This is a genomic window from Peterkaempfera griseoplana (assembly GCF_001418575.1).
Taxonomy (GTDB): Bacteria; Actinomycetota; Actinomycetes; order Streptomycetales; family Streptomycetaceae; genus Peterkaempfera; species Peterkaempfera griseoplana.
On record NZ_LIQR01000241.1, the window covers coordinates 1 to 24,330 of the forward strand.

The 24,330-nt window shown below is 70.6% G+C and carries 18 protein-coding genes and 1 pseudogene; 5 read left to right on the forward strand and 14 right to left on the reverse strand.

Going from position 1 to position 24,330, the window contains the following annotated elements:
• Positions 1–112 precede the first annotated feature (112 nt).
• Positions 113–250 carry a hypothetical protein gene (locus AOK09_RS40195; RefSeq protein WP_157875943.1) on the reverse strand — a complete coding sequence of 46 codons (138 nt, stop codon included), beginning with the start codon at positions 248–250 and terminating at the stop codon, positions 113–115.
• A gap of 156 nt (positions 251–406) precedes the next feature.
• Here AOK09_RS40195 and AOK09_RS43220 point away from each other — a divergent pair, with 156 nt between their 5' ends.
• Both AOK09_RS43220 and AOK09_RS40805 read left to right on the forward strand, forming a co-directional pair.
• On the forward strand, positions 407–538 hold the full coding sequence (locus tag AOK09_RS43220; protein WP_265736734.1) for a hypothetical protein: 132 nt from the start codon (positions 407–409) through the stop codon (positions 536–538).
• Positions 539–557: 19 nt separating this feature from the next.
• Entirely contained in the window at positions 558–1,169 is a 612-nt protein-coding gene (locus tag AOK09_RS40805) for a transposase (RefSeq protein ID WP_169797043.1), read from the forward strand.
• Positions 1,170–1,490: 321 nt separating this feature from the next.
• On the opposite strand, the gene AOK09_RS18445 is transcribed toward AOK09_RS40805, so the two are convergent.
• Positions 1,491–2,084 (reverse strand): TetR/AcrR family transcriptional regulator, encoded by a 594-nt coding sequence (locus tag AOK09_RS18445; RefSeq protein ID WP_055588305.1) that lies wholly within the window; start codon positions 2,082–2,084, stop codon positions 1,491–1,493.
• Positions 2,085–2,210: 126 nt separating this feature from the next.
• Between AOK09_RS18445 and AOK09_RS18450 the strand changes: the two genes are divergently transcribed.
• The gene (locus AOK09_RS18450; protein WP_055588306.1) at positions 2,211–3,320 is read left to right on the forward strand and encodes an FAD-dependent oxidoreductase; all 1,110 of its coding nucleotides are present in this window, start codon (positions 2,211–2,213) and stop codon (positions 3,318–3,320) included.
• Positions 3,321–3,746: 426 nt separating this feature from the next.
• Here the strand turns inward: AOK09_RS18450 and AOK09_RS18455 are convergent, their stop codons facing one another.
• Both AOK09_RS18455 and AOK09_RS37920 read right to left on the reverse strand, forming a co-directional pair.
• Entirely contained in the window at positions 3,747–4,058 is a 312-nt protein-coding gene (locus AOK09_RS18455) for a putative quinol monooxygenase (protein WP_055588307.1), read from the reverse strand.
• Positions 4,059–4,182: 124 nt separating this feature from the next.
• Positions 4,183–4,401, reverse strand: a pseudogene (locus AOK09_RS37920) (transposase); the annotation flags it as partial.
• Positions 4,402–4,805: 404 nt separating this feature from the next.
• Between AOK09_RS37920 and AOK09_RS18460 the strand changes: the two are divergent.
• The gene (locus tag AOK09_RS18460; protein ID WP_055588308.1) at positions 4,806–6,335 is read left to right on the forward strand and encodes an alpha/beta fold hydrolase; all 1,530 of its coding nucleotides are present in this window, start codon (positions 4,806–4,808) and stop codon (positions 6,333–6,335) included.
• A 907-nt stretch (positions 6,336–7,242) separates the two neighbouring features.
• Here the strand turns inward: AOK09_RS18460 and AOK09_RS43225 are convergent.
• Positions 7,243–7,365 carry a hypothetical protein gene (locus AOK09_RS43225; protein WP_265736735.1) on the reverse strand — a complete coding sequence of 41 codons (123 nt, stop codon included), beginning with the start codon at positions 7,363–7,365 and terminating at the stop codon, positions 7,243–7,245.
• Between the two features lie 1,055 nt (positions 7,366–8,420).
• On the opposite strand from AOK09_RS43225, the gene AOK09_RS18470 reads away from it, so the two are divergent.
• Positions 8,421–9,959 (forward strand): FMN-binding glutamate synthase family protein, encoded by a 1,539-nt coding sequence (locus AOK09_RS18470; protein ID WP_055588310.1) that lies wholly within the window; start codon positions 8,421–8,423, stop codon positions 9,957–9,959.
• Between the two features lie 222 nt (positions 9,960–10,181).
• Here AOK09_RS18470 and AOK09_RS18475 read toward each other — a convergent pair whose 3' ends face one another.
• The 9 genes from AOK09_RS18475 to AOK09_RS40810 form a co-directional block, all read right to left on the reverse strand.
• Positions 10,182–12,071, reverse strand: coding sequence for an N-acetylmuramoyl-L-alanine amidase (locus AOK09_RS18475; RefSeq protein WP_245687354.1), 1,890 nt, complete (start codon positions 12,069–12,071; stop codon positions 10,182–10,184).
• Between the two features lie 857 nt (positions 12,072–12,928).
• The gene (locus AOK09_RS40200; RefSeq protein WP_157875944.1) at positions 12,929–13,075 is read right to left on the reverse strand and encodes a hypothetical protein; all 147 of its coding nucleotides are present in this window, start codon (positions 13,073–13,075) and stop codon (positions 12,929–12,931) included.
• A 902-nt stretch (positions 13,076–13,977) separates the two neighbouring features.
• Positions 13,978–16,251 (reverse strand): hypothetical protein, encoded by a 2,274-nt coding sequence (locus AOK09_RS18480; RefSeq protein WP_245687355.1) that lies wholly within the window; start codon positions 16,249–16,251, stop codon positions 13,978–13,980.
• 232 nt (positions 16,252–16,483) lie between these two features.
• Positions 16,484–18,547: a serine/threonine-protein kinase gene (locus AOK09_RS18485; protein ID WP_407675414.1), complete on the reverse strand. Its 2,064-nt coding sequence runs from the start codon at positions 18,545–18,547 to the stop codon at positions 16,484–16,486.
• Positions 18,548–18,637: 90 nt separating this feature from the next.
• Entirely contained in the window at positions 18,638–20,281 is a 1,644-nt protein-coding gene (locus tag AOK09_RS41330) for a serine/threonine-protein kinase (RefSeq protein ID WP_079063202.1), read from the reverse strand.
• 55 nt (positions 20,282–20,336) lie between these two features.
• Entirely contained in the window at positions 20,337–20,486 is a 150-nt protein-coding gene (locus tag AOK09_RS40210; protein WP_157875945.1) for a hypothetical protein, read from the reverse strand.
• Between the two features lie 791 nt (positions 20,487–21,277).
• On the reverse strand, positions 21,278–21,604 hold the full coding sequence (locus AOK09_RS18495; protein WP_055588314.1) for a hypothetical protein: 327 nt from the start codon (positions 21,602–21,604) through the stop codon (positions 21,278–21,280).
• A gap of 113 nt (positions 21,605–21,717) precedes the next feature.
• Positions 21,718–22,869 (reverse strand): sensor histidine kinase, encoded by a 1,152-nt coding sequence (locus AOK09_RS18500; RefSeq protein ID WP_107101372.1) that lies wholly within the window; start codon positions 22,867–22,869, stop codon positions 21,718–21,720.
• Positions 22,870–22,942: 73 nt separating this feature from the next.
• Complete coding sequence (locus tag AOK09_RS40810; RefSeq protein ID WP_169797044.1) at positions 22,943–23,566, reverse strand: response regulator; 624 nt, start codon at positions 23,564–23,566, stop codon at positions 22,943–22,945.
• Positions 23,567–24,330 lie beyond the last annotated feature (764 nt).

The following is a 24,330-nucleotide window of genomic DNA, read 5'->3' on the forward strand; positions in this document are numbered from 1 at the left end:
CGCGCCGCCCTGCCCCGCACTGCTTCACGGGCCGCAAGCCGCCGATGAGAACGGGCCTGCGGCAGCAGGGAGCCGGGCTGACGGTGTCCGCGACGTTCGAGTCCGAGACCGACTACTTCGGTTCCGCGCCCAGCAGTCCATGCCCAACTTCGGCGGGGGTGGCCGCGGCTCCGAAGCTGGCCCTGGTGGTGTGTCCGTCGCCGAGGAGCGGGGCGTCGAAGGTGTTGTCCATCAGGACCGTGACCCGCACCTCGTCAGGGGCCGGCTCCCGGGGGGCCTGTATGCCCCGGCCAGGGCCAGGGACAAGGGCAGGCGGCGGCAGCCCACCCACAGCCCCGCACTCCACCCTCACCCGCCACCAGGTGACTCCAACGCCACAGCCGACGCCCCGTTGCGAGCGCGGGCGGTGCGCGAGGCGATTGACCTGGAGATCACGCCCGACAACGTCAACAACGCCCGCCTCAAGCTCAAGCGCCCGGCCGAGCGCAAAATCCCGATCGAGACCGAGCAGGGACCGTTCACCCGGCCGCGGCCATAGCCCCTTCCGTCAGTCCCTGGTGAGCGAGCTGTTCGTGCATGCGCCGACCGTACCGAAGTGGGCGTCCGGGCCCGACGACGCCCTCGCCTTCAAGAAGCCGGGCGCAGGCAGGGCTGGCCGGGACGGCCACCGACCTGGACGCGGCGAAAGCCGATCGAGGGCCTACGGTGGCGGACCAACGCCGGTGTGCCCTGCAGACGTCCCGGAGCGGTACGGGCCGTGGGACCGGGCCTACGACCTGTTCCGCCGCTGGCAGCGTGACGGCACCTGGAAGCGGACCCCTGAGCAGCTGCAAGCCGAGGCCGACGCGAAGGGCCTCATCACCTGGGACGTCAGCATGGACTCCACGATTGCCCGGGCTCACCGGCATGCTGCGGGAGCTCGCAAAGACGGGCTCTGCAGAACGAGCCTCCCGGCAGCGTTGACACTGACCTGGACGACCACGGCCTCGGGCGATCGCGGGCGGGCCGACCACCAAGTTGCACATGGCGTCGAGCAGGCGCCGAAGCCCAGTTCCAGCCCGTCCTGCCAGCGATTTGACTGCCTCGCATCGGTCCGGGTCGACCTCGGACCCGGCCTGACAGGCGCGGATTCCGCGGCGGCCGACCACCGAGGGGCCGACTCGCGCTGAGACGGTGGCGGTGCTTCGATAGCGACCTCGACAGCAGGGTGGATCAGCCCGTCCCAGTTGAGCCGGGATGCCGGTCATCGGCCTCAGAAGCCGTTGTCGTAGCGAAGGTGACCGCTGACTTTCCGTGGGTCATGCGGAGAGACGGTCTCGACGGGTCGTCCGGTCTCAATGAACGTCCACAGCCTGCAGGAACCGCCACCACCGCTACCGGCAAGGTAACCCTGGAACGCGTCTGCGCAGACGGGACCTGACGGACAGTCATGTCAGCTCTCGAGAGCGCGCACCGCATCCATGCACACCGCGGGCTTCTTGCGGACCTGGTCACACGCCCGGATGGGAGGACGCCCAGCCGTGTTCGAGTAGTGCGAAGGCCTCGTCGGCGGCTCGGCGCGGTTCGGCGTGCCGCAGGATGAGACTGCGGGCCTCAAGGGCAAAACGGGCCAGGGCCGCGCAGCTGACGTCGCCCTCGGGAGCACCCGCCGCCTCGGCGATGGCTCCGGTCAGGGCTGCTTCGTGGCGCGTCCACATGCGGTGGGCGTAATCGCGCAGCGCAGGGGTCTCCTGCACCAGACGCGTGAAGTCGGCGAACCGCGGGTCCGCGGCATGGATCGCAAGCTGGGTCTGCTTCAGCAGGAGGTGCTCGCGCAACGCCTGCGGGATCGACTGGCCCGGGGGCCGCTCCCGGACAGCGGCGACGAGTGATGCTTCCAGGTCGTCGTCCTGGTCGAAGACCAGAGCCTCCTTGCTGGAGAAGTGTTTGAACAGAGTGGTCACCGAGACGTCGGCGCAGTCGGCGACGTCTTTGACACCGACCTGGTCGTAGCCGTGCTCGAGGAAGAGTTCAAGTGCGGCGTCGGCCAGGGCCTGGCGGGTCTGGGCCTTCTTGCGCTCACGGCGCCCGGTCGGTTCGGTCACTCGCACACCGTACCTCGAAGTGCATCCGCTACAAAAGCGTAGTCATTGCACTTATTTATCGAGTGTGCTTTCTTGGTGATGCAGGGCCTCCCAGCGGCTCATCCGCCTCCCCACAGGAGTACTCCCGTGAACTCTCCCCGTGATCCCCGCATCGCGATTGTCGGCGCCGGTCTCGGCGGCCTCACCTGCGCCCGAGTCCTCCAGCGACACGGCCGCTCCGTCACCGTCTTCGAACGCGACGCCTCCCCCGACGCCCGGCCGCAGGGGGGCTCCCTCGACCTGCACACCGACACCGGGCAGGCCGCCCTGCGTTCGGCGGGGCTCCTGGACCGTTTCCACGCCCTCGCCCGCCCCGAAGGCGATGAGTGGCGCGTGCTCGACTTCGCCACCGCCGCCCTCGTGGCGCAGCAGGGCCCTTCCGGCACCGGCGGTCGGCCGGAGATCGACCGGGGCCAACTGCGCGGTCTGCTCCTGGACTCGGTCACCGAGGGCACGGTGCGGTGGGACCGCGCGGTCAGCGGTGTGACCCCGCTGGCGGACGGCACCTGCCGACTGCTCTTCGGTGACGGCACCGCCGAGGACTTCGACCTGGTGGTCGGTGCCGACGGCGCCTGGTCACGCGTCCGCCCGGCCCTGTCGCACGCCGTACCCGGCTACACAGGTGTCACCTTCGTCGAGACCGGATTCGACCGCTGCGACACCCGCCATCCCGACCTCGCGCGGCTGGTCGGCAACGGATCGATGCTGGCGAAGGGCGCCGGGCGGACTCTGGTCGCCCAGCGCAACAGCAACGGCCACATCCGCGCCTACATCGCGCTCCGCGCGCCGCAGGACTGGCACGTCGCCGCCGGTATCGACCTGGGCGACCCGCGGGCCGTACGGACGCAGCTGCTGAGGATGTTCGACGACTGGGACGAGAGCCTGCGCTACATCCTGCGCAACAGCGACAACGGCTTCATCAACCGGTCCCTGTTCGTCCTGCCGGCCCCGCACACCTGGGAGCACGTTCCAGGAGTCACGCTGCTCGGCGATGCCGCGCACCTGATGCCCCCGGTAGGGCTGGGCGCCAATCTCGCCATGCTGGACGGCTCCGACCTCGCCCATGCCCTCGTAACCGAATCCAGCGTCGGCGCCGCCGTCCGCGCCTACGAGAGCCTCATGCTGCCGCGCTCGGTCGAGGCGGCGACGGGCAGCGCGCAGGGCCTCGACCACCTTGTTCCCGCAACGGCCGCCTGAGCCGACTCCACCGCCCGCGGCCCCGCGTCCGCGCCCGCATCGATCACGTCACTCTCCAAGGAGGCCGCATCCGCCCCAGGGTGGCGACATCAGAAGGGCCTGCCCGGTCCGGCGATGCTTCCGCAGACCGGCGGCGACGTTGTCGCAGCCGGCGGGGCGCCGGTGCGCACTCGGGAGGCATCCTCAGCAAAGGCGGTGTCACGGATGTCGGAGATCTTGATGTCACCTCTCGGCCGAGACCACGCTCAGTGTCACGACGGACCGGCCGCCCTGCCTGTGCGTCGGCTCGACAGACCTTCGAGGGAAAGAAGCTTGCCGAGCTTCCCGCCGACGCGGGCGTTCGGACGTGGGGCGGCCTGGTACGACATATCGTCAGGACCTGGGGGTCGGTCGGTTTCAAGCGACCTTGCAGCCGTAGCGGACAGGTCAAGCCTCGGCGGTTCGGCTGTGCACATGGACGGCATGACCGTAGAAGCCCTCGGGTTGCCGGGCCAGAAGGGGAGGAACCTGGCTACTCACTGCTGCGACAGGCTCGGAACGGGTGGTCGCATCGTGTGCTTCCTTGTTGATCCACAGCTGTGTCAGCCAGATCGTGTCGGGGTCGTCAAAGGCCGTGTTGATGCTGTAGTTGAGCAGGCCGGTGTCATAGCCGCCCGCACGGAAGCCGTCACGGAGTACGGCGATCAGCTCGTCACGTCGACCAGGCAGTGCGGTCATCCGTCCGTAGACACTGAACATGTTCCCGCTGGACACACGGCCACCCTTCGCCGGATCTATCACCCGCATCGGAGCCTTCTTCCCCATCTCAAGCCATGGGCAAGCGGCTTCCCCTGCCGGTAGCGAGCCTACCGGTCGGGCTGCGGGCGAAGTAGGCGTAGACCGTCTCCCAGGGCGGGTAGCCGTGTGGGAGGTAGCGCCAGGGAATGCCGGTGCGGTCGGCGTAGAGGATCGCGTCCAGCAGGTCCCGCAGCTCGCGCTCGGGCGGTCGGCCGAACGCGAGGGCGCGTTCGGTGCGGGCTCGGCGCCAGGAGGTCAGCGTGGGCTCGACCAGGGCCCAGCGGGCGTCGGACAGGTCGCTCAGTTACGGTCGACGATCCGTCATGACGACGGCACACTACGGAATCTCGCCTGCGGCCATAGGCCGCGGGACCCAAGGGCAATCGTGCTTCAGCCCGGCTCCGTGGGATGAGACAGGACGCACTACGCAGTTTGGGCGGACGTCCGCATGCAGACACCACTCACGGCGCACCAGCCTCTGGAGTGCCTGCAGAAGAGCCGACCGAGCAGGCCGGAAATCAGGATCGCCTACCGCTTTCATGGACGAAACACCCAGCCAGTCCGCGTTTCGGATGGATGGTTGACGCGGCATGGAGGCCTGGTCGATACAGGCCGCTCGTAGCCTCGATCCATGATCCAAACGGATGGAACCAGGGAGCTGTCATGCCATTGATCGAGACAACACGTAGGAGTAGGAGGAACGTCGTCGTGGCGGCCGGCACGGCACTGCTCGCGCTGGGGATGCAGTCGCTGGCCCCGTCGACGGCGGACGCCGGCCAGAAGCAGGCGGACCAGGTTGCCGGCGGGCTCGTGTGGAAGCCCTGCTTCCAGCTCGCCCGCGACTGGAACACTCCCGAGGACCACCGGACCGAGTGCACGACCGTGCAGGTCCCCCTGGACTACGCCAAGCCGAACGGACGCCAGATCGACATAGCGGTGAGCCGGATCAGGGCCACCGGCCCCGGACACCGTCAGGGAGTGCTCCTCATCAATCCCGGTGGCCCCGGCGTGCAGGGCGTCGGTGAGCCGTACCTCCTGTCCGAGAGCAAGATGGCCGACGTCGGCCGGGACCACGACCTGATCGGCTTCGACACCCGCGGCCTGGGGTACAGCAGCAAACTTGTCTGTCCCGAGTTGTCTCCGGACGCCGCGGACCAGCCGCCCGCCGGACTCGACCCGAAGGCGGTGGCGAAGTTCAGGAGCGACGACTATGCCGCGAACCTGACGCACTGTGCGAACCGTGAGCAGGATTTCTCAAGGTCGATGACCACGGCCAACATCGCGCGGGACATGGACAGGATCCGCGTCGCTCTGGGGGAGAAGAAGATCAGCTACTTCGGCAAGTCATGGGGCACCGCACTCGGCGCCTCCTACCGGAGTCTGTTCGGGGACCACGTGGACAGGATGCTGCTGGACTCGGTCATGGCACCGGGCCAGTCCAAGAGCGACGCGGACGACCAGTTCGCCGCCAACGAAGCACGGTTCCACGACTTCGCAGAGTGGATCGCGGGATACGACCGCACCTACCGGTTCGGCCGCACCGGGCCGGACGTCGTCAAGGCCCTCATTGCCCTGCGGGACCAACTGGCGACCAGCCCCAGGCCGGGCGGCACCGGCGGATCGACCGTGGACGGCATGGCCGTCGACGCGCTCCTGCTGGCATCGCGGGCCAATTGGGCGCAGTCGGCCGAACACCTCGCCACCGTACGCGACGGAGGTGTGCCGGGTGCGCCCTCGGCCACACCGTCACAGGCCGCCGGGTCCAGTACGGCAGTCGGCAACGGCTACAGCGACGACCCGGCGCCCGAGGGTGAGGCCGAGTTCATGCTCGCTTCCATAGGCTGCAACGACTCGCCGGCCGACCGGGACTTCGAGGCAAGCTGGGCCCACTCGGACGAACTGCGGCAGGAGTACCCCGTCGCCGCCTACAGCAGTTACGGCGCAACCGGCATTGTCCGATGCCAGGGCTGGCCGTTCCCGGCACAGTCCTGGCATCTGGACAAGAACGGAGGTGCACTCCAGCTGGTCGGACATGCCTTCGAGACCAACACTCCCCTGCCGTGGGCGAAGCAGATGCAAACCACGATCGGCGGCGCACTGCTGACCGTCCAGGACGACGTCCACGTCTCCCTGGAGAACCTGCCGTGCGCATCGAAGGCGGTGGCGTTCTTCACCAACGGGAGCACGTCCAACGGGACATGCCCCGGGAAACCGATCCCGACGCCGGACACACCGTGACACGGTGCATCTGACACCGAAGGCCGAAGCCCGGCGTGTGCACGCGCCCCGATAGTGCCGAAGGGATACGCCACCGCGTCCGCGCCTGCTGCCCGCAGCGCCGTCCGGGTCGGCGGTGATCCGTTCCTGCTCGGTGTGCGGATTCAGGGTGGGGCGGGGCGGTACGGGTGGTGCAGGCGCTGCAACATACTGGTCTGGAGCGGAGAGGGACGCTGCTGCCGTCGGTGTACGAGGCCCGGGTGGGGCGCTGGTGCGGTCGGGCAGCGGCGGGAAGTGGCACGTCCTGATTGAGAACGAGTGGTGGGGCCACCACTGCCAGCACACTCTGTCGAGGCTACGGGCGGCCCGAAGCAGTTGGTGCTGCCGCAGTACGGTCCCGTCCCTGACTCCTGGTGGCCAGGCGAGGTGAGCGCCAAGCCGTCGGCCGCCCGAATCTGACGATGCGGCCCTGACTCCCGCCCAGCCCGGGGAGGCACAGCCCGCCAAGCCCCACGCACAGAGCACCCCACGTCATAGGGCACCGGCGGTTCGCCGGCCGGCACGCAGCAGGGCCCCGGGAATCTCGTCGCCATCCCGGGGCCCTGCTTGCTGTGCGGCCCGCCCCGCGTGGGGGGAATGCGGGGGGTGGGCCCTACCGGGCGCGTGCCCCAACGGCGGGCGGCTGCTCCCCCTGTCACCCGCGGCCTGACGGGCGCAGCGCTCGCAGCCGGGGCAGGTGCCGGTGGGCAGCCGAGCACCCAGGGGCAGCATCTCGCCGTGGACCTCGTGCCGGCACTCTGCGCAGAACACCCTGTCGTTGCCTCTTCGATCCAGGTGCGGGGCAAGCGGGCCGCCGGCCCTCACTCCTTCACGCGGGCTGGGTCGGCCCGGGACAGGAGGAGTCCGCGAAGTCGGCTCACGAGATGGCTCAGCCGCAGAGCCGCAGGGCGATCTGCCGCACGCCGATGCGGTGCGCGGCCGCGTCGGGGACGAGGGCCAGGGCGGCGGCGGGCTTGCAGTCGAGAAAGTGGCCGCATCTGCAGCAGCGCATCATGCAGTGACGCCCAGCCCAGGGACGGGACTCAGCCAGCGCGCGGCGGCGACCAGCCGTGCGCGGTCGAGTGTCCGCAGGATGCTCAAACGGCCTTCGTCGCCGACAGGAGCGGCGGCGTGCAGAGGGAAGTCGCAGGGTTGGCGTCGGGCCTCCATACATCGGCACCGCGGGCAGCGCAGCAGCTCCCCCGGCCAGCGACCTGTCGCCGGGCAACCGTGGCCCTGATGCTGAACGCGCAGAATGTCAAGGGTGAGGGCCATTTCTGTCCCGGTAGGGCACGCAAGCCCCCGGCGGGGTCGCGGAGCCGACCGGTACGGGGTGGTCTGTCGGTCACAGCTTCCTCTCGCGCGTAGGGGGGTCTGGTCGTACGGACGGACTCCCGGGTGTCTTACAGTGAGCGGCGCTGCAACCGGGTCCGTCCAAGGAAGGCCGCCCATGACCTGCACCGCCCGTCCGATACTCGGCACCTCCACGCTCGGTGTGGCCGGCTGCAGCAGCGGCGGCGGTCACGCCGACGGCACCTCGGCCTCGTCTCCCGGCGGTGCCGCGGCCACTGTGCCCGCTGCCGACGACACGCTGGTTCCAAGCGCGACGGGCACCGCGGATCGCCTCCTGCCGGCCGGCCGCGGATACGGCTGCCGCCGCCGACGCCGTCACGCCGACAGCGACGGTTGCCACTCCGGCTGACTCACGTCCGCATGCTGCTGCGCGAGGTGCCCGACGGCCGACGAGAGTGATCCCGCTGCGCAGCACACGCTGCCCGGCTGTCCGGAGACGACGCTCGTCGACCACCTGCCGGCCGCCACCGAGGGCCCCTGGAGCAGGCCGAGGGTGCCTGGTGCGAGCCGACCGAGCGGTGCACCGGTCGATGTACCGACCCGTGCGGCTCCCGCAGAGAGCTCATCCCCCGCTGGCGGGACCGTCGCGCAACGGTGCCGTCCGGCCGATTTTCAACGGGACGCCGACCTCTGGTCGTCCGTGCCGTCACCTGCCGCCCAACACATCGACATCCATTGCTCGGCGACGGAGTCGTGCATCGAGGAGGAACGTCCATGTACGCCCGGAGGATCGGCGCAGCCGCCGCAACAGCGTTGGCGGTCCTGGCCGCCCGCGATCTCATCCAGAAGAAGCACGCACTGCTTCGGAACTTCCCGGTCGTCGGGCACGCCCGGTACCTGTTGGAGAAGATCGGTCCGGAGCTGCGCCAGTACATCGTCACTTCCAACGAGGAGGAGCGACCCTTCAGCCGTGACCAGCGCAGCTGGATCTACGCGTCGGCGAAGGAGGAGAACAACTACTTCGGGTTCGGCACCGACGTCGACGTCGAGCATGTGCAGGGCCACGCCTACGTGAAGCAGCGCACGTTCGCCGGCCCGCTGCCCGACGTACACGACCCGCAGGCGCCACTGCCGTCGGCCAAGGTGCTGGGCGGGCCGCGCGGGCGCGCCAAGGCGTTCCGGCCCGCGAGTGTGGTGAACATCTCGGCGATGAGCTTCGGATCGCTCTCCGGCGCAGCCGTCACCGCGCTCAACAAGGGGGCGGCACTGGCGGGTGCCATGCACAACACGGGCGAAGGCGGCCTCTCGCCGTACCACCGCAGCGGCGGCGACCTCGTGCTTCAGATCGGGACGGCCTACTTCGGCTGCCGCAACGAGGACGGCAGTTTCAACCTCGACAAGCTCAGGGACGTGGTCGCCGGCGCCCCGGTCAAGGCGATAGAGATCAAGCTCTCCCAGGGCGCCAAGCCTGGGCTGGGCGGAATGCTGCCGGGCGCAAAGGTGACTCCGGAGATCGCGGGGATCCGCGGCATCCCTGTCGGCAAGGACTGCATCTCCCCGTCCCGGCACACCGCGTTCAGCGATGTCGACTCGATGCTCGACTTCGTGGAGTTGCTCGCCACCGAGACCGGGCTGCCGGTCGGGGTCAAGAGCGCGGTGGGCGAGATGGGTTTCTGGCAGGAGCTGGCCAGGCTGATGGCGCGGGGTGACCGCGGCGTCGACTTCGTGACCGTCGACGGTGGCGAGGGCGGCACCGGGGCGGCGCCGTTGATCTTCACCGACTCGGTGTCGCTGCCGTTCCGGATGGGCTTCTCCCGGGTCTACCGCACCTTCGCCGAGCAGGGGTTGACCGACGAGCTGACCTTCATCGGTTCCGGCAAGCTCGGCCTGCCCGAGAACGCCGCCGTGGCCTTCGCTCTGGGCGCCGACATGATCAACGTGGCCCGTGAGGCGATGCTGTCCATCGGCTGCATCCAGTCGCAGAAGTGCCACACCGACATGTGCCCCACCGGCATCGCCACCCAGAACCCGTGGCTGGCCCGTGGCGTCGACCCGACCTCGAAGGCGACCCGGGCAGCGGTCTATCTGCGCGCCCTGCGCAAGGAACTGCTCAAGGTCTCGGCGGCCGTAGGTGTCGCCCACCCGGCGCTCATCACCGCCAACGACATCGAGATCATGAACGGTGACTACGAGGCCCGCACCCTGGCCGCCGTCTACGGCTACAAGGACGGCTGGGGCGAGCTCGGCCCGCAGTTGGCCGATGAGGTCACGGGGCTGCTCACCACCGGGCTGACCCAGGGGCCGGCCGTCTGACGGCATCGGCGGCGCCGTGCGGTGAACGCGGTTGCCGCCCGCCCGGAGCGCGCGGGTCGCACCGTCCGGCGCTTCTCCACCCGCCCCCTGCCTGCCTCGCGGACTTCGCCGACCACTGGGGGCTGTGCGCTCACCGTCATCACCCGTGCCGGCGGAGAAGGAGGGTGCTCCTTCTCCGCCGACGGGTCCGGCCCGCCCTGCGGGCCGGGATCGTGCCCGGCGTCAGCCCGTGCTGACGGTCACGTCCGCAGCGTTCACATACACGTAGCGGTGGTTGAACTGCACGGTGTAGTACTGCTTCGCGCCGGTGACGACTCCCTGCCGGCTGGGGAAGAAGTCCTGGCCGGCGACGGGCGGCTGGTCGGCCACGTAGGCCTGACCGGCGGGGATCGCGTAGTTGGGCGCCGTCAGCGGGTTCTGCGGGTCCGGCCCCCAGCCGGTCGGGACCTCGGCCGGGTCGGGGAAGGCCGTGCCGTAGACCGGCGCCGCCGAGGTTCCGGCCGCGGTGATGATCTTCACGCCGGTGGCGGGAATGGTGTTCCTGCCCTGGGGGTTGTTGATCCAGCCCTTCTGGCCGTCGAACCAGATGGCCGTCCAGTCACCCTGCTGGTCCGCGACGACGAAGTGCTGCCCCGCCTGGACCGTGGTGCTCCAGTCGCTCACGCCGTCGGTGCCCGCAGCCGCCGTCGGGTGCACATTGGCGTCAAGGATGAGCGGGGAGTCCTCGCTGGGGCCCTGGTGGACGAAGAGCGAACTGGCCGGGACCGTCACCGGGGTGCAGGCGGTGGTGGAACCAGTGGGGTCGTCGGCGGGGCACACCGTGAAGGTCTGGAGGTTCCTCTTGAAGGTGGGCGCGATGGTGACCGCACTGCCGACCGGGCCGACACCACTCGTCCTGTCGTCGAACGGTGCGTCGATCATCTTCATGAAGCGGGTCCAGTCCCACTCGTTGCCCTGGTCCCAGTGCTGGCCGGCCAGGTCGGCGGTCTTGCCGCCGGGCACGTTGTCGTGGGCGAGGATGTGCTGGCGGTCCAGCGGGATGTCGTACCGGCCGGCGAGGTACTTCACCAGCTTGGCCGTCTGCTGGTAGACGACGTCCGTGTACCAGTCCGCGCCGAACGCCGAGAAGCCCTCGTGCTCGATCTGGATCGAGTGGAGGTTGCTGTCGTAGTTGCCGTCGCCGAAGGCGATGTCCTTGTCCGACACCATCTGGGTGACCGCCCCGTCCGACGAGCGCATCACATAGTGGGCGGCGGTGGCGTTGGGACCCTGGAAGGTCTGGATCGCCGAGTCGTACGAGCCCTCGGTGGTGTGCAGGACGATCTGGTCGATCCTGATGCCGTTGGCGGGCCGGTTGGACACCTGGAGGCCGGTGGAGGAGGCCTGGACGAACTGGCAGCCCATCGACTTGGGGCACTCGGCCGGTGTGGACGGGCCGGCCTTGGCCAGCTTGAGACGGCCGATCTGGCCGGTGACCGGTACGGCGGAGGGGTCAGCCGGAGCCGTGACCAGCTGCCCGTCCGAAGTGCTCTGCCGGATACCGGACCTGATCGAGGCGAGGACGTCGGAGGTGAAGGTCGTCGCGGCCTTCTCGTCCGACATGTGGCTGTACTTGGCGATGGCCGCGGTCCAGTCGGACGCCTTGTCCGACGTTCCGCCGGTCAGCTCCTTCTGGTAGGAGGCCAGCAGGGCGGCGCCGCCCCGCAGGTTGTCCCGCTGGTTGCGGCGGAGCCGATCAGCGGGGATGCCGGTCAGTTCGGCGGCCGTGAGCAGGGTGTGCAGCTCAGGGTGCTTGGACGCCGAGGTGAGGTCCGAGTGGGCCGGGATCCCCGACGGGCCCGCCTGCAGCATCTGCAGGGTCGCGTCGGTGAGGTTCATCAGGCCCCACCCCGCGTTGTTGCTGTAGCCGGCGTGGGAGACCAGGCCGGACTCCTGGCGGGCCACACCGAGCAGCACGCTCAGCGGGACGTGGTACTCGGCCGCGGCGGCGGTGAAGTCCGCCTGCGCCGCGGACACCTGGAACTGCTGCGCTGCGTCGACCTGGTCGGCGTGCGCGGTGGGCAGCAGGCAGACGGCGCCGACTGCCATCGCGCCGCTCGTGAGGGTGGCCAAGAGCCACCGGTTTCCTTTTCGCCTGTGCAACAGGGCTGTCCTTCCACAAATCAGAGAACACATCAGTGGGCGCCCGTCAGTGCCATCGCCTGGCGGTCGCCGGGTTTCAGTGGTGCAGGGCGCTGATACGTTGCGATCCGCCGGTGATGGCGGGCGGACGCACCGTCGCGGTCAAGGCCGCGCGGATCTGCCGGCGTTCCGTACGGTCAGGCCCACGGGTCAGCGAATCCCGCAGGACTGCCCGTCCTACGATCGGGGCCCGCTCACTCCGTGGTCACTCCGCGCCGGACCCGCGACCCCGTCGAGTCCGGTTGCTGTGCACGGGTTCGCAGATGAGCCCGTCGACTCGTTGAGCCCGGTGGAACCGATCATCCGCACATCGGGCCGGCTGCCTGCGCGCGGCCTGAAAAGACTCCATGCACAAGAACCCTCACGACCGACGGAGTCGTCCACCCGGCACGAAGAGCCGCCGCTGGACCAGACGGAGAAGGCTTGGGAACTGCGTCGGATCCGGATCTGTCGCGAATGGCGCAGGGCAGATCCGACGCGGACCAGGTCGGGAGCCGAGGAGTCGCACACGCCCCGGGGACACCTCGAACGTCTCCACAACGAGACGACGGCCGACCGCCTATCGGGCGGCTCGCACACGGGCGCCACCGCGCCCGCGGGCGTCGGACCGGGTACCTCCAGCGCAGAGGCTGCCCGCTGCTCCGGTGTACGCACCCGATCGCGGCGGCGACGATGGCGTCGGCCTCGCGTACGGCGAACGGATGCCTGCCGGGACGGGCCACCAAGGCAGCCGCCAGCTCCCGCAGGCCCTGCGGAGTCATCCCCGTCGTGGGCGGCATCACGGCAGCTCACGCAAGGGCCTCGTCGAGCGCGGGCGGGCCGGCGATCAGCCCGTCGCCGAGCCTGGCACCTGGCTCAGGAACCCCTTCCTCGCATTCGTACATTTCCCTGGTATCGGCTCTTTCGAGAAGTGCCGCAGGAACGTCGAGTGTCATGAAGGAGAACCTTTCTTGCGGTAAATCAAGGTGAGCGCACGACGTATGACGTCGATGAAACAGCAGGGGGCTCACGTCCGTGGCGCACGCTCGACGTGCGCTCGCTCATCAGCTGATCGCGAAAACCGAGTGGCGACTCCTTCAGCTATCCAGTCGTGCAGTCCCGGCGGATCCAACCCTGCGTGCGGCGCTTCGCGCCACGTGCAGGATCCTGCGGGACCATGACATCCTCTGCAATGGGCAACTACGGAGACGAGGCTATCGACGCGGGCCGCGGCCGACATAGAACGAGGGCGCCAGGATCCGGAGGCCTCGGCAGACCTCAGATGCCACGACGTCGACAGAAGTGGCGCTGGTCTCACAGACCGTCAGCGATGGCGGCCATAGGCGCTCTCGTGCCGGTGCCGTCGATCTCGGCCCGGCCTCTGCCGTAGAAGTGCTCCCCCTTGCGTCCTCTCCCGCCGAGCGCTCGTACAGTGACCCGTGTGGCACTCACGTTCCATCTGCGCCCCTGTGCCGTGTGTTCCGGTGACCCACGCTGCCAGAGCTTCGACGCGCCCCGGCCGAGCCCCGTACTCGTGAGCAAGGCTCAGGACTTGTGGATCAGCCCCCGGCAGGGACGCGGAAGGCGCACCTTCCCGAATGATGCTGTGATGGCCACCGACCAGGCCCGGCGTTCCGCGTCGGGGCCCGAATCGAGCACCCATGACCGCCCTATCAACCGCAATGCCCTCGCCCCGATCGAGCCGGGGCAAGGGCCGCGCAATCGGGTAAGCCCTATCAGGTCACGTCGGCGACGGCGGTCCGTGTCTGTTGGAGATCGACGAGGACGAGAAGCGGGCGTCCGTCGAAGCGCTTCTGGGCCCTGCGGCGATGTGCGGCGCGCAGCTCAACCGGGCCACTCAGTCGGTTACGGTGAGCAGCTCGTCGACGGCAGCGCGAATGGACTCGTCTTCGGCGAAGGCGCGCCAGCCGCCGAAGTAGTGATAGCGAAGATCGCTTGCAGAAAGGTGGCGCAGTAGTCGGACGGCGGGCTGGGAGGCTCGGCCGATCCGCGCGAGATGGCGCACAGCCGAGAGCATGACCGGTTGGTAGGTGCCGTCGGCGATGCCCTGTACGGCCCGCAGGAGGGCGGGGACAGCATCCTCGGTGTCTCCGGTCGCGGCCCACAGGGCGTGCGCGGCCTCGACGCTGGTCCAGGGGTCGCGGGCACCGATCATCGTCCGGAACTGTTCTGCAAGGCCGGCAGCGTGAGGGCCGAGGTCGGCCAGCCTGCGCAGGGCAGAGCGGGGGAAGCGGCCCTCGGTGGCGGCGGCCCCCAGGACCCTCAGGACCGGGCCCGGCTCCCCGCCGACCTGCCAGTACGCCCAGGCGGCAAGCTCCGCGTCCGCGCCTGTGGCGATCGATCGGGCCAGCAGCAGCTCCCGTCCCTCACTGCCCTCAGGCCCGATCCCGGCCAAAGCTGTCGCCGCCGCGGTCCACCTCTGGTCGTCCTCCAGCAGGTCGAGCAAGCGAGGCACCGCCGCCTTCGCGGCAGGTCCCCAGGCGGCGAGCACTTCGCCGAGTTGGTTGAGCAAGCGGACGTCGACGGCGGTACCGAGCCGGTCGCAGAACGCCGGCAGCAGCACCTCCGCGTGATCCGGAAGACGAACCAGTACCTCGTAGAGGGCCGGGAGGACAGGGTCGTGGAAAGCGTCGCGGCCGCCGCCGTGGAAGGAGGCCGCCGAGGCGAAGCCGGACGGAGCGCCGGCCACGTACTCGGCCAGATGCGGCACGCAGCGCGGGTCGTTCATCCGGGCCAGCGCCCACACGGCAGCCTCAGTGACCCTCTCGCCCGTACGTGTCGACCGGGCGGCGGTGTCGCCGAGCAACTCGGCAACCGCGTCGGCGTGGGCAGTGACCGACGGGCCGAGGCAGGCCAGGAGCTCCACCGCCCGGTAGCGCACCTCGGCGACCGGGTCGTCCAGCCGGGCCGCGATGCGCGGCAGCAGCACATCGGCCGGCGAGCGCCACTGCGACAGCAGCCCGCCGGCCTGCGCCAAGGCGCCGATCCGCTGCTCTGCGTCAGGATGGTCGGCCAGCAGGCCGAGCGTGAAGGCGGGGGACGCCCCTGTGAACAGGGCCGACGTCCAGTGTTGGACCCCCCGTACGCCGCTCTCCACCGAGCTGGTGTGCTGCCACAAATGCACGCTCGGCTCCCGAACGGCATCCAGCAGGAGGTCCAGCCGCCGTGCCGCAAGGGTCGGGTCGCCGGGCGCAAGCGCGTGTACCGCCGCCAGCCGAAGCTGAGGCTCCGAACAGTCCAGCAATCCGCGGAGGACGGTGCCGACCTCGCCGGACCGGTCACCCGCCGGCTCCCGCCCGGCCGCCTGGCCCAGTGCGAGGACCAGGTCGAGGCGGGTCACCAGATCACCCTCCGCCTGCCAGCACCGCAGGAGCGCGGGCAGCAGGAGCGCGCCCGGGCTGGCGCAGACACCGGCCACCTCGGCCGCGGCCCGCCGGATCTCCGGCTCGGGATCGGTCAGCAGGGCAAGCACCTCGGGCAGCGCCCGTTCCCAGGCCGGCGACCAGCCGGGATCCAGGAACCTCTCGGCGACATGCCCGGCCTCCGCGGCCAGCCTTGCCACCAGTTCCAGCACCACGGGACGGCAGAGCACACGCGGGGCCGCCGCCAGACGGAGAAGGAAAGGCAGCGCAGCCGGCGCGGCGGAGCAGATCCAACCACCCTGATGGAACAACAGGTTGAGCAGCTCGAACGCCGCCTCCCCTGCATCCTCGGGATCAGGCCCCGCACATCGATGAAGCAGACCGGGCACGTCCTCGGCAGACCCGTAGTTGTGCTCCAGACCCGCCCAGTCGATCGCTTCCAGACCCTCCCACATGCACGCGACCCTACCCGTCCGGCCAAGACCCGGGCGCAGAGGCTCCGTCTCCCAGAAGGAGCACAGGCACCACCGGAACATGCGCTCTCGTCTTTGCACCAGGCTCGACGAACAGTCCCGTTCTGACCGAGCGAGCCCTCCCCCGGCCGCCGGCCGACCAATCCTTCTTACTGATCGTGGGGGGATGGGATGCAACTCGACCTCGGTGAACTCGGCAAGCAACTGACGGGTGACGACCGGAACGCCTACCTGCGCGCGCTGGCAGCGCGCATGAACGAGGGCTGGCAGCCACACCGCTGCTGGGCACTCGTCGGTGCCGAACCTCCCGACGGGAAGTCCGGGACACGCGTGAGTTGTTGGTGCCGCCGTGGAAGTGGATGCCGTCGGCGAAGACGTCGCGGACCAGGGCCCCGAAGACATGGAAGGCCGTTCCCGGGATCAGTCCGGATGCCGACGTCGGTGGGCTCCATCGACACCTCGTACGGCGCAGGGCGTTGCGGACAGGGTTCGCCGGTCGAACCCGGCGTCAGCCCCAGCACTGCCACGAGTTCTGGTCGTAGAAGTCTTCAAAGCGGCTGATGGGCGGGGTGCTGCCGTAGAGGGTCTGGCAGGCGGCCTGGGTGTCGATGCCGTCGGAGCTACCCCTGCAGTACCAGCCGTAGGCGCTGCGGCCGGGGATGTAGAAGGCGCCGCTGTGGCCCGTGGCGCGACAGTAGGCGTCGAAGTCGAGGGGCCCGAGCTCCCGGGTGGCGCGCCAGCACTGCCAGGTGTCCGGCGTGTTGAAGTCGCTGACGCGGTTGGTGACCTGGCTGGGGCTGACGGTGAAGGTCCACGCGCAGACGGCTTCCACATCGTCTCCCTTGCCGCTGTCGGCGCTGCAGTGCCATCCATAGGCGTTCTGGGCTGTGAGTTCGACCTGCCCCTGGCCGGTGGCGCGGCAGTAACCGTCGAAGTCCGGGGCGCCCAGCAGGCGGGGGGCGTCCGTGGAAGCGGTCCGCTTGGCCTTTGGTGATCCGCTTGCACCGGCACCCCCTCCCTTGCCGCTCGGGACCGACGCGGAGGCGGAGGGCTCGGCTGCGGTGGTGCCGGGGGCAGGAGTGGAGATGCGGCTCGGAGCCGCTGATGCGGCGCGAGTGCCGCTGGGGCTGGAGACCGGGCGGGGGGCGGTGTGGCCAGGGCTTGCCATGACGGTGGCGGCGACGACTGCCGAGGCGAGCAGCACAGGGAGGGCGCCGAGCTTCATGCGGATGACGATGCGTCGCTTGGCGTCCCTGGCCAGGAGGGCGGCGACCTCGCCGCCGCGGGCGGCGGCCTGGGACGCCAGTGCGGCGGGCAGCCATGACCGTCCGGGGTGGGGGCCGGCACAGGCGTCGACGATCTGCCCGGGCGAGGGACGGCGGTCGGGGTCCTTGTCCAGACAGGCTCTGATCAGGCTCCGCAGCTCCTCGTCGTGGCATGCGAGTGCGGCGGGGTCGGGATCGGCGTGGACGATGCGGTAGAGGACTTCCCCGCTGGAGTCGTTCCCGAAGGGCGTGATGCCGGTGGCGGCGTAGGCGAGCAGGGAGCCCAGAGCGAAGACGTCGGCGGCGCCGGTCACAGGTCGGCCGTCCGCCTGCTCCGGCGCCATGAAGGGGATGGTGCCGACCTGGGCGCCGGTCTGGGTGACCTGGGATGCGTCGACCCAGCGGGCGACGCCGAAGTCGATGACCTTGGGGCCGTCGGCGTCCAGGAGCACGTTGGCAGGCTTGAGGTCGCGGTGGAGCACACCGGCCGCGTGGATGGCCTGCAGCGCCCCGGCGACGCCGGCGGCCAGTGCGCGGACGGCCTGTGGTGGCAGCGGGCCGTGGACATCAACGGCTTCGCCGAGCGAGGGGCCCGGGAGGAAGGCGGTGGCCAGCCAGGGCCGCTCGGCCTCCGGGTCCGCATCGACGACGCTGGGGGTGAAGGGGCCCTGAACATGCCGTGCAGCGGCGACCTCGGCTGCGAAGCGGCGGCGGAAGGCGGGGTCCTCGGCCAGGTGGGGGCGGACCACTTTGACCGCGACCGGCTGGCCGGGCCTGCCGACGCCCAGGTACACCTGGCCCATCGAGCCCCCGCCCAGGCGCCCAAGCAGGCGGAACGGTCCGATGAGGGTGGGGTCGGTTCGGGTCAACGGTTCGACAGCCGGCCGGGTGGGTCGGTGTTCGGCGTGGGCAGTCGCCGTCGCGAAGGCTGCCCCCAGGGTCAAGGTCCCGGAGTCGGCCGCCGCGGAGGCTTTTGGTCCGGTCCACGGGGGCATTGTTCCGTCCGGGTTGCGGGCTCCGGCAGGGAAGCCCGGGGCGGTCGCGAGAGGCCACCGCCGCAACTCCTGCCAGCGTCGGTGCCACTGTTCGACGTCTCCTCCGCAGGCCTTGACGAACGCCTCGGTAACCGGCCAGGTAGGCAGCCGGAGCCCAGCGGCCGCGTCCGACAGCGCCGAGGGCGCGCACCGGGCCCGGCGCGCCAGCTCCCGGTAGGTCGGCGACCCGGGGGCTCGGGCCTGAAGGTCCCGCAGCCCCTGGGCGAAGTCCCGCAACGGCCCCTCCGGAATCGGTGCCTCTCGCCTCTCCACCTCAACCTCCTCCTCGCTCGTACGCGCTCTGCCCGCATGGCGCGGCCCGGCTCGGTGGCCCCGACCGGCCCTGGCCGGGTGGGCCGCCTGCTACCAGGGGTTGGACGGGGTGGCGCCTTCGGGCAGCTCCCACACCGTCAGGTCCAGTGCGATGTGGTCCTCGGCGATCTCACGGACGGTGGCGTAGCCTCCTCGACCCTGGCCGGTGCGCAGGCAAAGTCGCATGCCTCGTCTGCGTACCGTCGTGTTTCCTTCGGGGTGGGTGACGACCAAGTCCGAGCACTGCTTGCTGGTCGGTGTGCCGGGGCCGGTCCATTCGGCCACCCGCCCGAAGAGCGTGTTGCTGCTGCCTGTCCAGGAGATGTCGTCGAGGGCGGCGTTGTCGGGCACGGACGGTGGCACGTCGTCGAGGGCTGCCCCGTAGTAGATGACGTCCAGTCGGCCGTGCCAGCGCACCACATCACCAGTGGCCGAGGTCTCTGGGGAGGGCTGCCCGGGCGAAGTGGAGGGGCTCGTCCCAGCGGTAGGGGGAAGGGGAGCTGCGGAGGAGGACGAGGAAGGCTGCGGACTCGCACTTGCCGTCGGGGAGGCGGTGGTGGCCGGACGGGGCGAGGTGGACGTACCGGTCCTGGGGGACCGCGAGGTGCCCGGATCACCGGTGAGAGCCAGGGCGATGCCCGTGCCCGAAGCTGCCAGCGCGACGGCTGTCACGGCGGCGAGCAGCACCCCATTGCGGCGCGCTGCTTGCTGCGCGGAGCCGTGCCCCCGGGGTGCCGCCGGAACGGGAGCCTGTGCGTACCGCGTGACCTCGGCGGTCACCGTGGGGGGCAGCCAGCCGGTGCCCATGCGGAGACGGTGGTCCGAAGTGGCTCGGCGGCACAGCTCAAGCACATCGGCAGGGGCAGGTCGCTCGCCCGGGTCCTTCGCCAGGCAGCGCGACAGGACCGGGCGCAGTCTCGGGTCCACCGACTCCCAGTCGGGCTCTTCCTCGGTGATGCGGTGGAAGACAGCGGCGTCTCCTCCGAACGGCAGTTCGGCCACGGCTGCGTAGAAAGCCAGCGCTCCGAGAGAGAAGACGTCGGCGTCGCCCCGCAGGGGGCGGCCGCGCACCTGTTCCGGCGCCATGAACGCCGGTGTTCCGATCCTGGCGCCGGTGCGGGTCAGAGCCACAGAGGAGCTGTCCATCGCCCGTGCGATGCCGAAGTCGATGACCCTCGGCCCGTCCAGGGACATGATCACGTTTGCGGGCTTCAAGTCCCGGTGGACGATACCCACCGCGTGAATCGCCTGCAGGGCCTCGGCGATCCCGGCCATCATCACCAGGACGGTGTCCGTGGGAAGGGGCCCCTGAGCGGCGATCACTGCCGCAAGCGACGGTGCGGGAACGTAGGCGGTCGCCAACCATGGGCGCTCCGCCGCCGGGTCGCTGTCGATCACCGATGCCGTATAGAGGCCCTGGACTTGGGAGGCGATGCGCACCTCCTTGGCAAATCTGCTGCGGAACCCGGGATCCCCGGCCAGTTCGGGACGTGCCACCTTCACGGCCAAGGGACGTCCCCCCGGGGTGTGGGAGAGGTACACCGACCCCATCCCCCCTTCGCCGATGCGTGCTCGCAGGAGGTAGCCGCCCACCTGACGCGGATCCCCGTCCTCCAACGGCGCGAAGGCCCTGTCCCCGGCGGGCACCACCCGTTCCCGCTGCCCCCGCACGGCTACTGTCCGATCCCCCGCCACGGCCCATCCCTTCCGACGCCCATGTCAACTCCTGCAGCGGTAGCACTTCTGAGAGTCACCAGACGTAGAGGCGGTACCAGGGCTCGTTGTCACCGGGCTCCTGCACGGCGACGCAGATGTAGCCGCTCCACTCGCCGAAGCCGAGCCCGGTCATCCCGTGGAGCTCGCATCCCCAGGAGCTCACGAAGTCACCGGCGGCCATCATGCCGCCACCTCCGCCCGGCACCGAAGCCGCCGACGCCGACGGCGCGAGAGCGAGCCCTGACAGAAGAGTGGCGCCGAGCACAGCAGCAGCAAATCGCGTTCTCACGTCTCCCCCAGGAGGTGTTCGGCGGGTGGATCCCGCAGATGGCCTGTATCAAGGACTGTCCCAGCTCCGAGTGCGAGCTGTCTGTCCTGTAAATCAGGGACACCGCTCAGCTGCGCAGGACTGACGGCACGCGCGCACGGCTGTCACGACCAGACCGTGGCCGACGCGCCGGTCGAACCGCCTCGCCTGCTTGTGGTCGCACGGCTCCGTCGCCTGGTCTGGCGTACTGCCCCTCCGGTCTGCCAGAGGGCGCGCGGAAGTGGGCCGGCCTGCCGAGCCAGGAGATGCTCAGGCGGGCGGCCTGCGGTTGGTCCGGCTCCCGCGTCCGCATCCTGCGCCGGGCGCCGCTCCACCCACGCCGCGGACACCGTCGGGCGGCAGGCTCGCTGAGCGTCAGTGGCACGGCTCGGTGATTCCGTCAGTTTCGAGACCGAATCGCTGCGGCACGCTCACGACCGCGCTACTTCGTCCGCGGCCACCGACGGTCGTGGACTGGCTCCCGCCCGACGGGAAGAACGGGAAGAGACGCGGCGGTGCGAGGCCCCAGGCAGGCCAGGACGGTCAGGCTGCGCCGGTGCGTCGCGTCGCGGATGCGCCCTCGTGGGCCAGGTCACCAGCGTGCGGCTCCACGGGCCGAGGCGACATCAGCCGAGGGACGCGCCACGCGGCCGGATTGCCGCACCACGTCAGGTCGCCGGATCTGCCGGATCGGCCCGCCCGTGCGGCCCGTCCGGGGGCGCAGCCGGCTCGCTCGGGGCTGCTTCGGCCGGAGCGGTGAGGGGCGCGGTGACGGCGCATGCCCAGGCGCGCAGTTCGCCGTCACGGGAGAGCGCCTCGTCCAGGGCGGTACGCAGCGCGGAGACGCGCTCGGGCCGGCGCGGCAGCTCCTGCCAGGACTGCCACGCCTCCACAAGCGTGGTGTGCCGCTGGGCGGCGCTGTCGGGAAGGGAGCATGGTCCCTCCCCGTGGGTGAGGCAGGCGATGACCGCCCGGGCGAGTGCAGCACTGGACATCGAGCACCTCCGGTCGGGGCGGGGGCGAGATGTGCCCTGAGGGAAGGGTCACCCGCGGCTGCAAGTTGTACCGGCCCCACTCCCGGCCGTTCAATGCGGGGGCGGTCCCCAGTTCAGGGGACAGGGGGTCCGGTGTCGGGCGTCGCAGCCCGCACCGGGGCGCGCAGTTCCACGCAGGTGCCGCCACCGGGCTGCGATTCGATCCGCACCGTGCCACCGACTTCGGCCAGCCGGGCGCGGAGGGACTGGGTGATCCCGATCCCAGCCGGCGTGGTGGCCTGGTCGAACCCGTTCCCGTGGTCGACCACGGTCACCGCCACAGCGTCCTCTTCCACGGTGGCGTGCACCGAGGCGCGGTCCACGCCCGCATGCTTGGACACGTTGGTGAGCGCCTCGTGCGCCGCCGCCAGCAGCGCGTCCGCCACCTCGCCGGGCACCGACCCGAAGTCGCCGCCGGGCGGGGGCGGGAAGCGCACCGTGACCCGCAGCCCGCGCCGGGTGCGCTCTTGCGCCAGTGCCCGCAGTGCCCCGCCGAGATCCTCCACCCGCTCGGCCTGCGGACCGTTCTCGACCAGCCACCGCACCCAGCCGGCCTCCGCCCGTACCTGGTTGCGCATCCAGGCGTCCTGGATCCAGCTGCCCCGCGCCAGGGTCTCCATGGTCTGCAGCACGCGGTCGTGCAGCAGCCGGGCATGCCGGGCCCGCTCGTGCAGCGCGGCCTCCTGGCGGGCCAGCGCCAGGCCACGGGCCCGCTCCGCATCGAGTTCGGCGGCCAGGCGCCGCAGTTGACGGGCGACCCACCACACCACTGGCGCGATGCCGAGGAAGCTCCCGGCGTTGGGTACGGCGTTCCACAGGGGCTGCCCGCTCGCGCTGTGATCGGACACCACATAGACCAGGGCGTAGCCCGCCGAAGCGGCCGCCACCGGGGCGAACCGCCGAAATGCCAGGCCGGTCGCGCAGGAGGCCACCAGGCCGTAAGGGTAGGCGAAGAACCCCCAGGTGTGGACGTCCGAGCCTGGGACCAGGGAGGCGTTGCAGACCAGCGCGGCCCAGCCGACGCAGAGATCCGCGGCACCCGCGGCGGGGGAGACTCCTCCCGCCCGCACGGCCAGCGCCACCAGGGTCACCGACTCGGCGAGCAGCACAGACGCCAACAGTACGGCGAGGCCGAACAGCTGTGACTGCCGGGCGCCGGTGGTCAACGCGACGGCCACGTTCAGCAGCGCCGCGGTCCTTGTCGCGGCCAGGGCCACGACTTCCATCCGGCGGACCCGGGCGACTGCCTCGGCCGCGCTGCCGTGTCCCGCCGGTCCCCCTGGTCCGGCGTTCCGGCTGTCATCCGCGCGGGTCAGCGCTGCCCCCCTCGGCCAGATTGCGGGCGAACCAGACCAGTTCCGCCTTGTTGCCCAGGCTCAGCCGTGCCCGGATGCGCTTGACATAGGTGTCCACGGTGGACGTCGCCACCCCCATCCGGCGGGCCGTCTGGGCATGCGTCATGCCTTTGGCGATCCAGCCCAGAGCCTCCTCCTCACGTGCCGTCAGCAGCGGTCCCTCGCGGTTCTCCGCGGCCTGTGCTGCCGAGCGCACCACGTCGGCCAGGTGCGGGGACAGGTAGAAGCCGTCGGCAGCGACGGTGCGCACCGCCTCCGCGAACAGGTCGTCCTCGCTGTCCTTGGTGAGGTAGCCGGCCGCCCCTGCGGCCACGCAGGCGAGTACATCGGCGGGCTGGCTCGCGGCTGAGACCACGAGCACCCGTGTGCGGGCCGCCAGTTCCCGTACCTCGGGTACGGCCGGGCGGCCCTCACTCAGGTACAGGTCGCAGAGCACCACGTCCAGGGACTCCGGGCCCGGCAGGTCGGCGATGCGGGCCACGGACGCGACGACCTCGCAGTCCGGGTCGTCGCCGAGCACTGCGGCGATGCCCCGCCGGGCCACAGGGTGGTCATCGACGATCCCCACACGGAGCACGCGACCTCTCCCCCTCCCCGCCGTCCTCGCATCGAACCCCTGCCTTGCGGGGCGACCCGGCGGTACTGATCGTAGGCGCCGCCGCGGTGAGTCGAAACCCGCCCGACGGGTCGGAGAGACCCACCGAACGGCGCCCGGATCCCCCTCGGCCTCCGCCGGGGTGGCGGCCCGCGAAGCATGGCTGCAGCAACGGGGGCACCCCTGTACGGCGACCCCGACACCCGCACCACCCGGTGGACCACCGACCACGAGGTCCACTCCGAAGGACCCGACCCCCGCCCCACAGCGGGCGGGCTTTGCGCTGCGGATCCGATCGATTCCACCACGCAGCCTTCTGGGTCACTCCGGCTGTCCGAGACCGCGGTGGGGAGACTCACGCATCGTCGCGGTGCTTCTGCCGGAGATTGGCGGGTCACCGGCTCTCCATGCCGTGCGCGCCGCGATTGCCCGGCTTGCCGACGGAGCTGATGCCGGTGGCCGCGAAACCGTCAACATGACGGTCTCTGCTCAGGCACGGCGGTGCTCCCGCCCTTCCAACGGCCGGGACCGCAGCCGACGGGGGTTGCGGTGCCTGTGTCAGCGCATCAGGGAGGCCCGCTGGACGGTCTGGGTGCTCGGCGCAGCCGCGTGAGCGCGGCGGTCGCCGTGCCGTGTCCAGCGGGTACAGGCGTGGGAACGGCCCCGCAGCGGGCGATGTCCAGGCGGATCACGGCTGAACTCGGCCTGAACCATCGGTAACGCACCCCGGGGGTTGG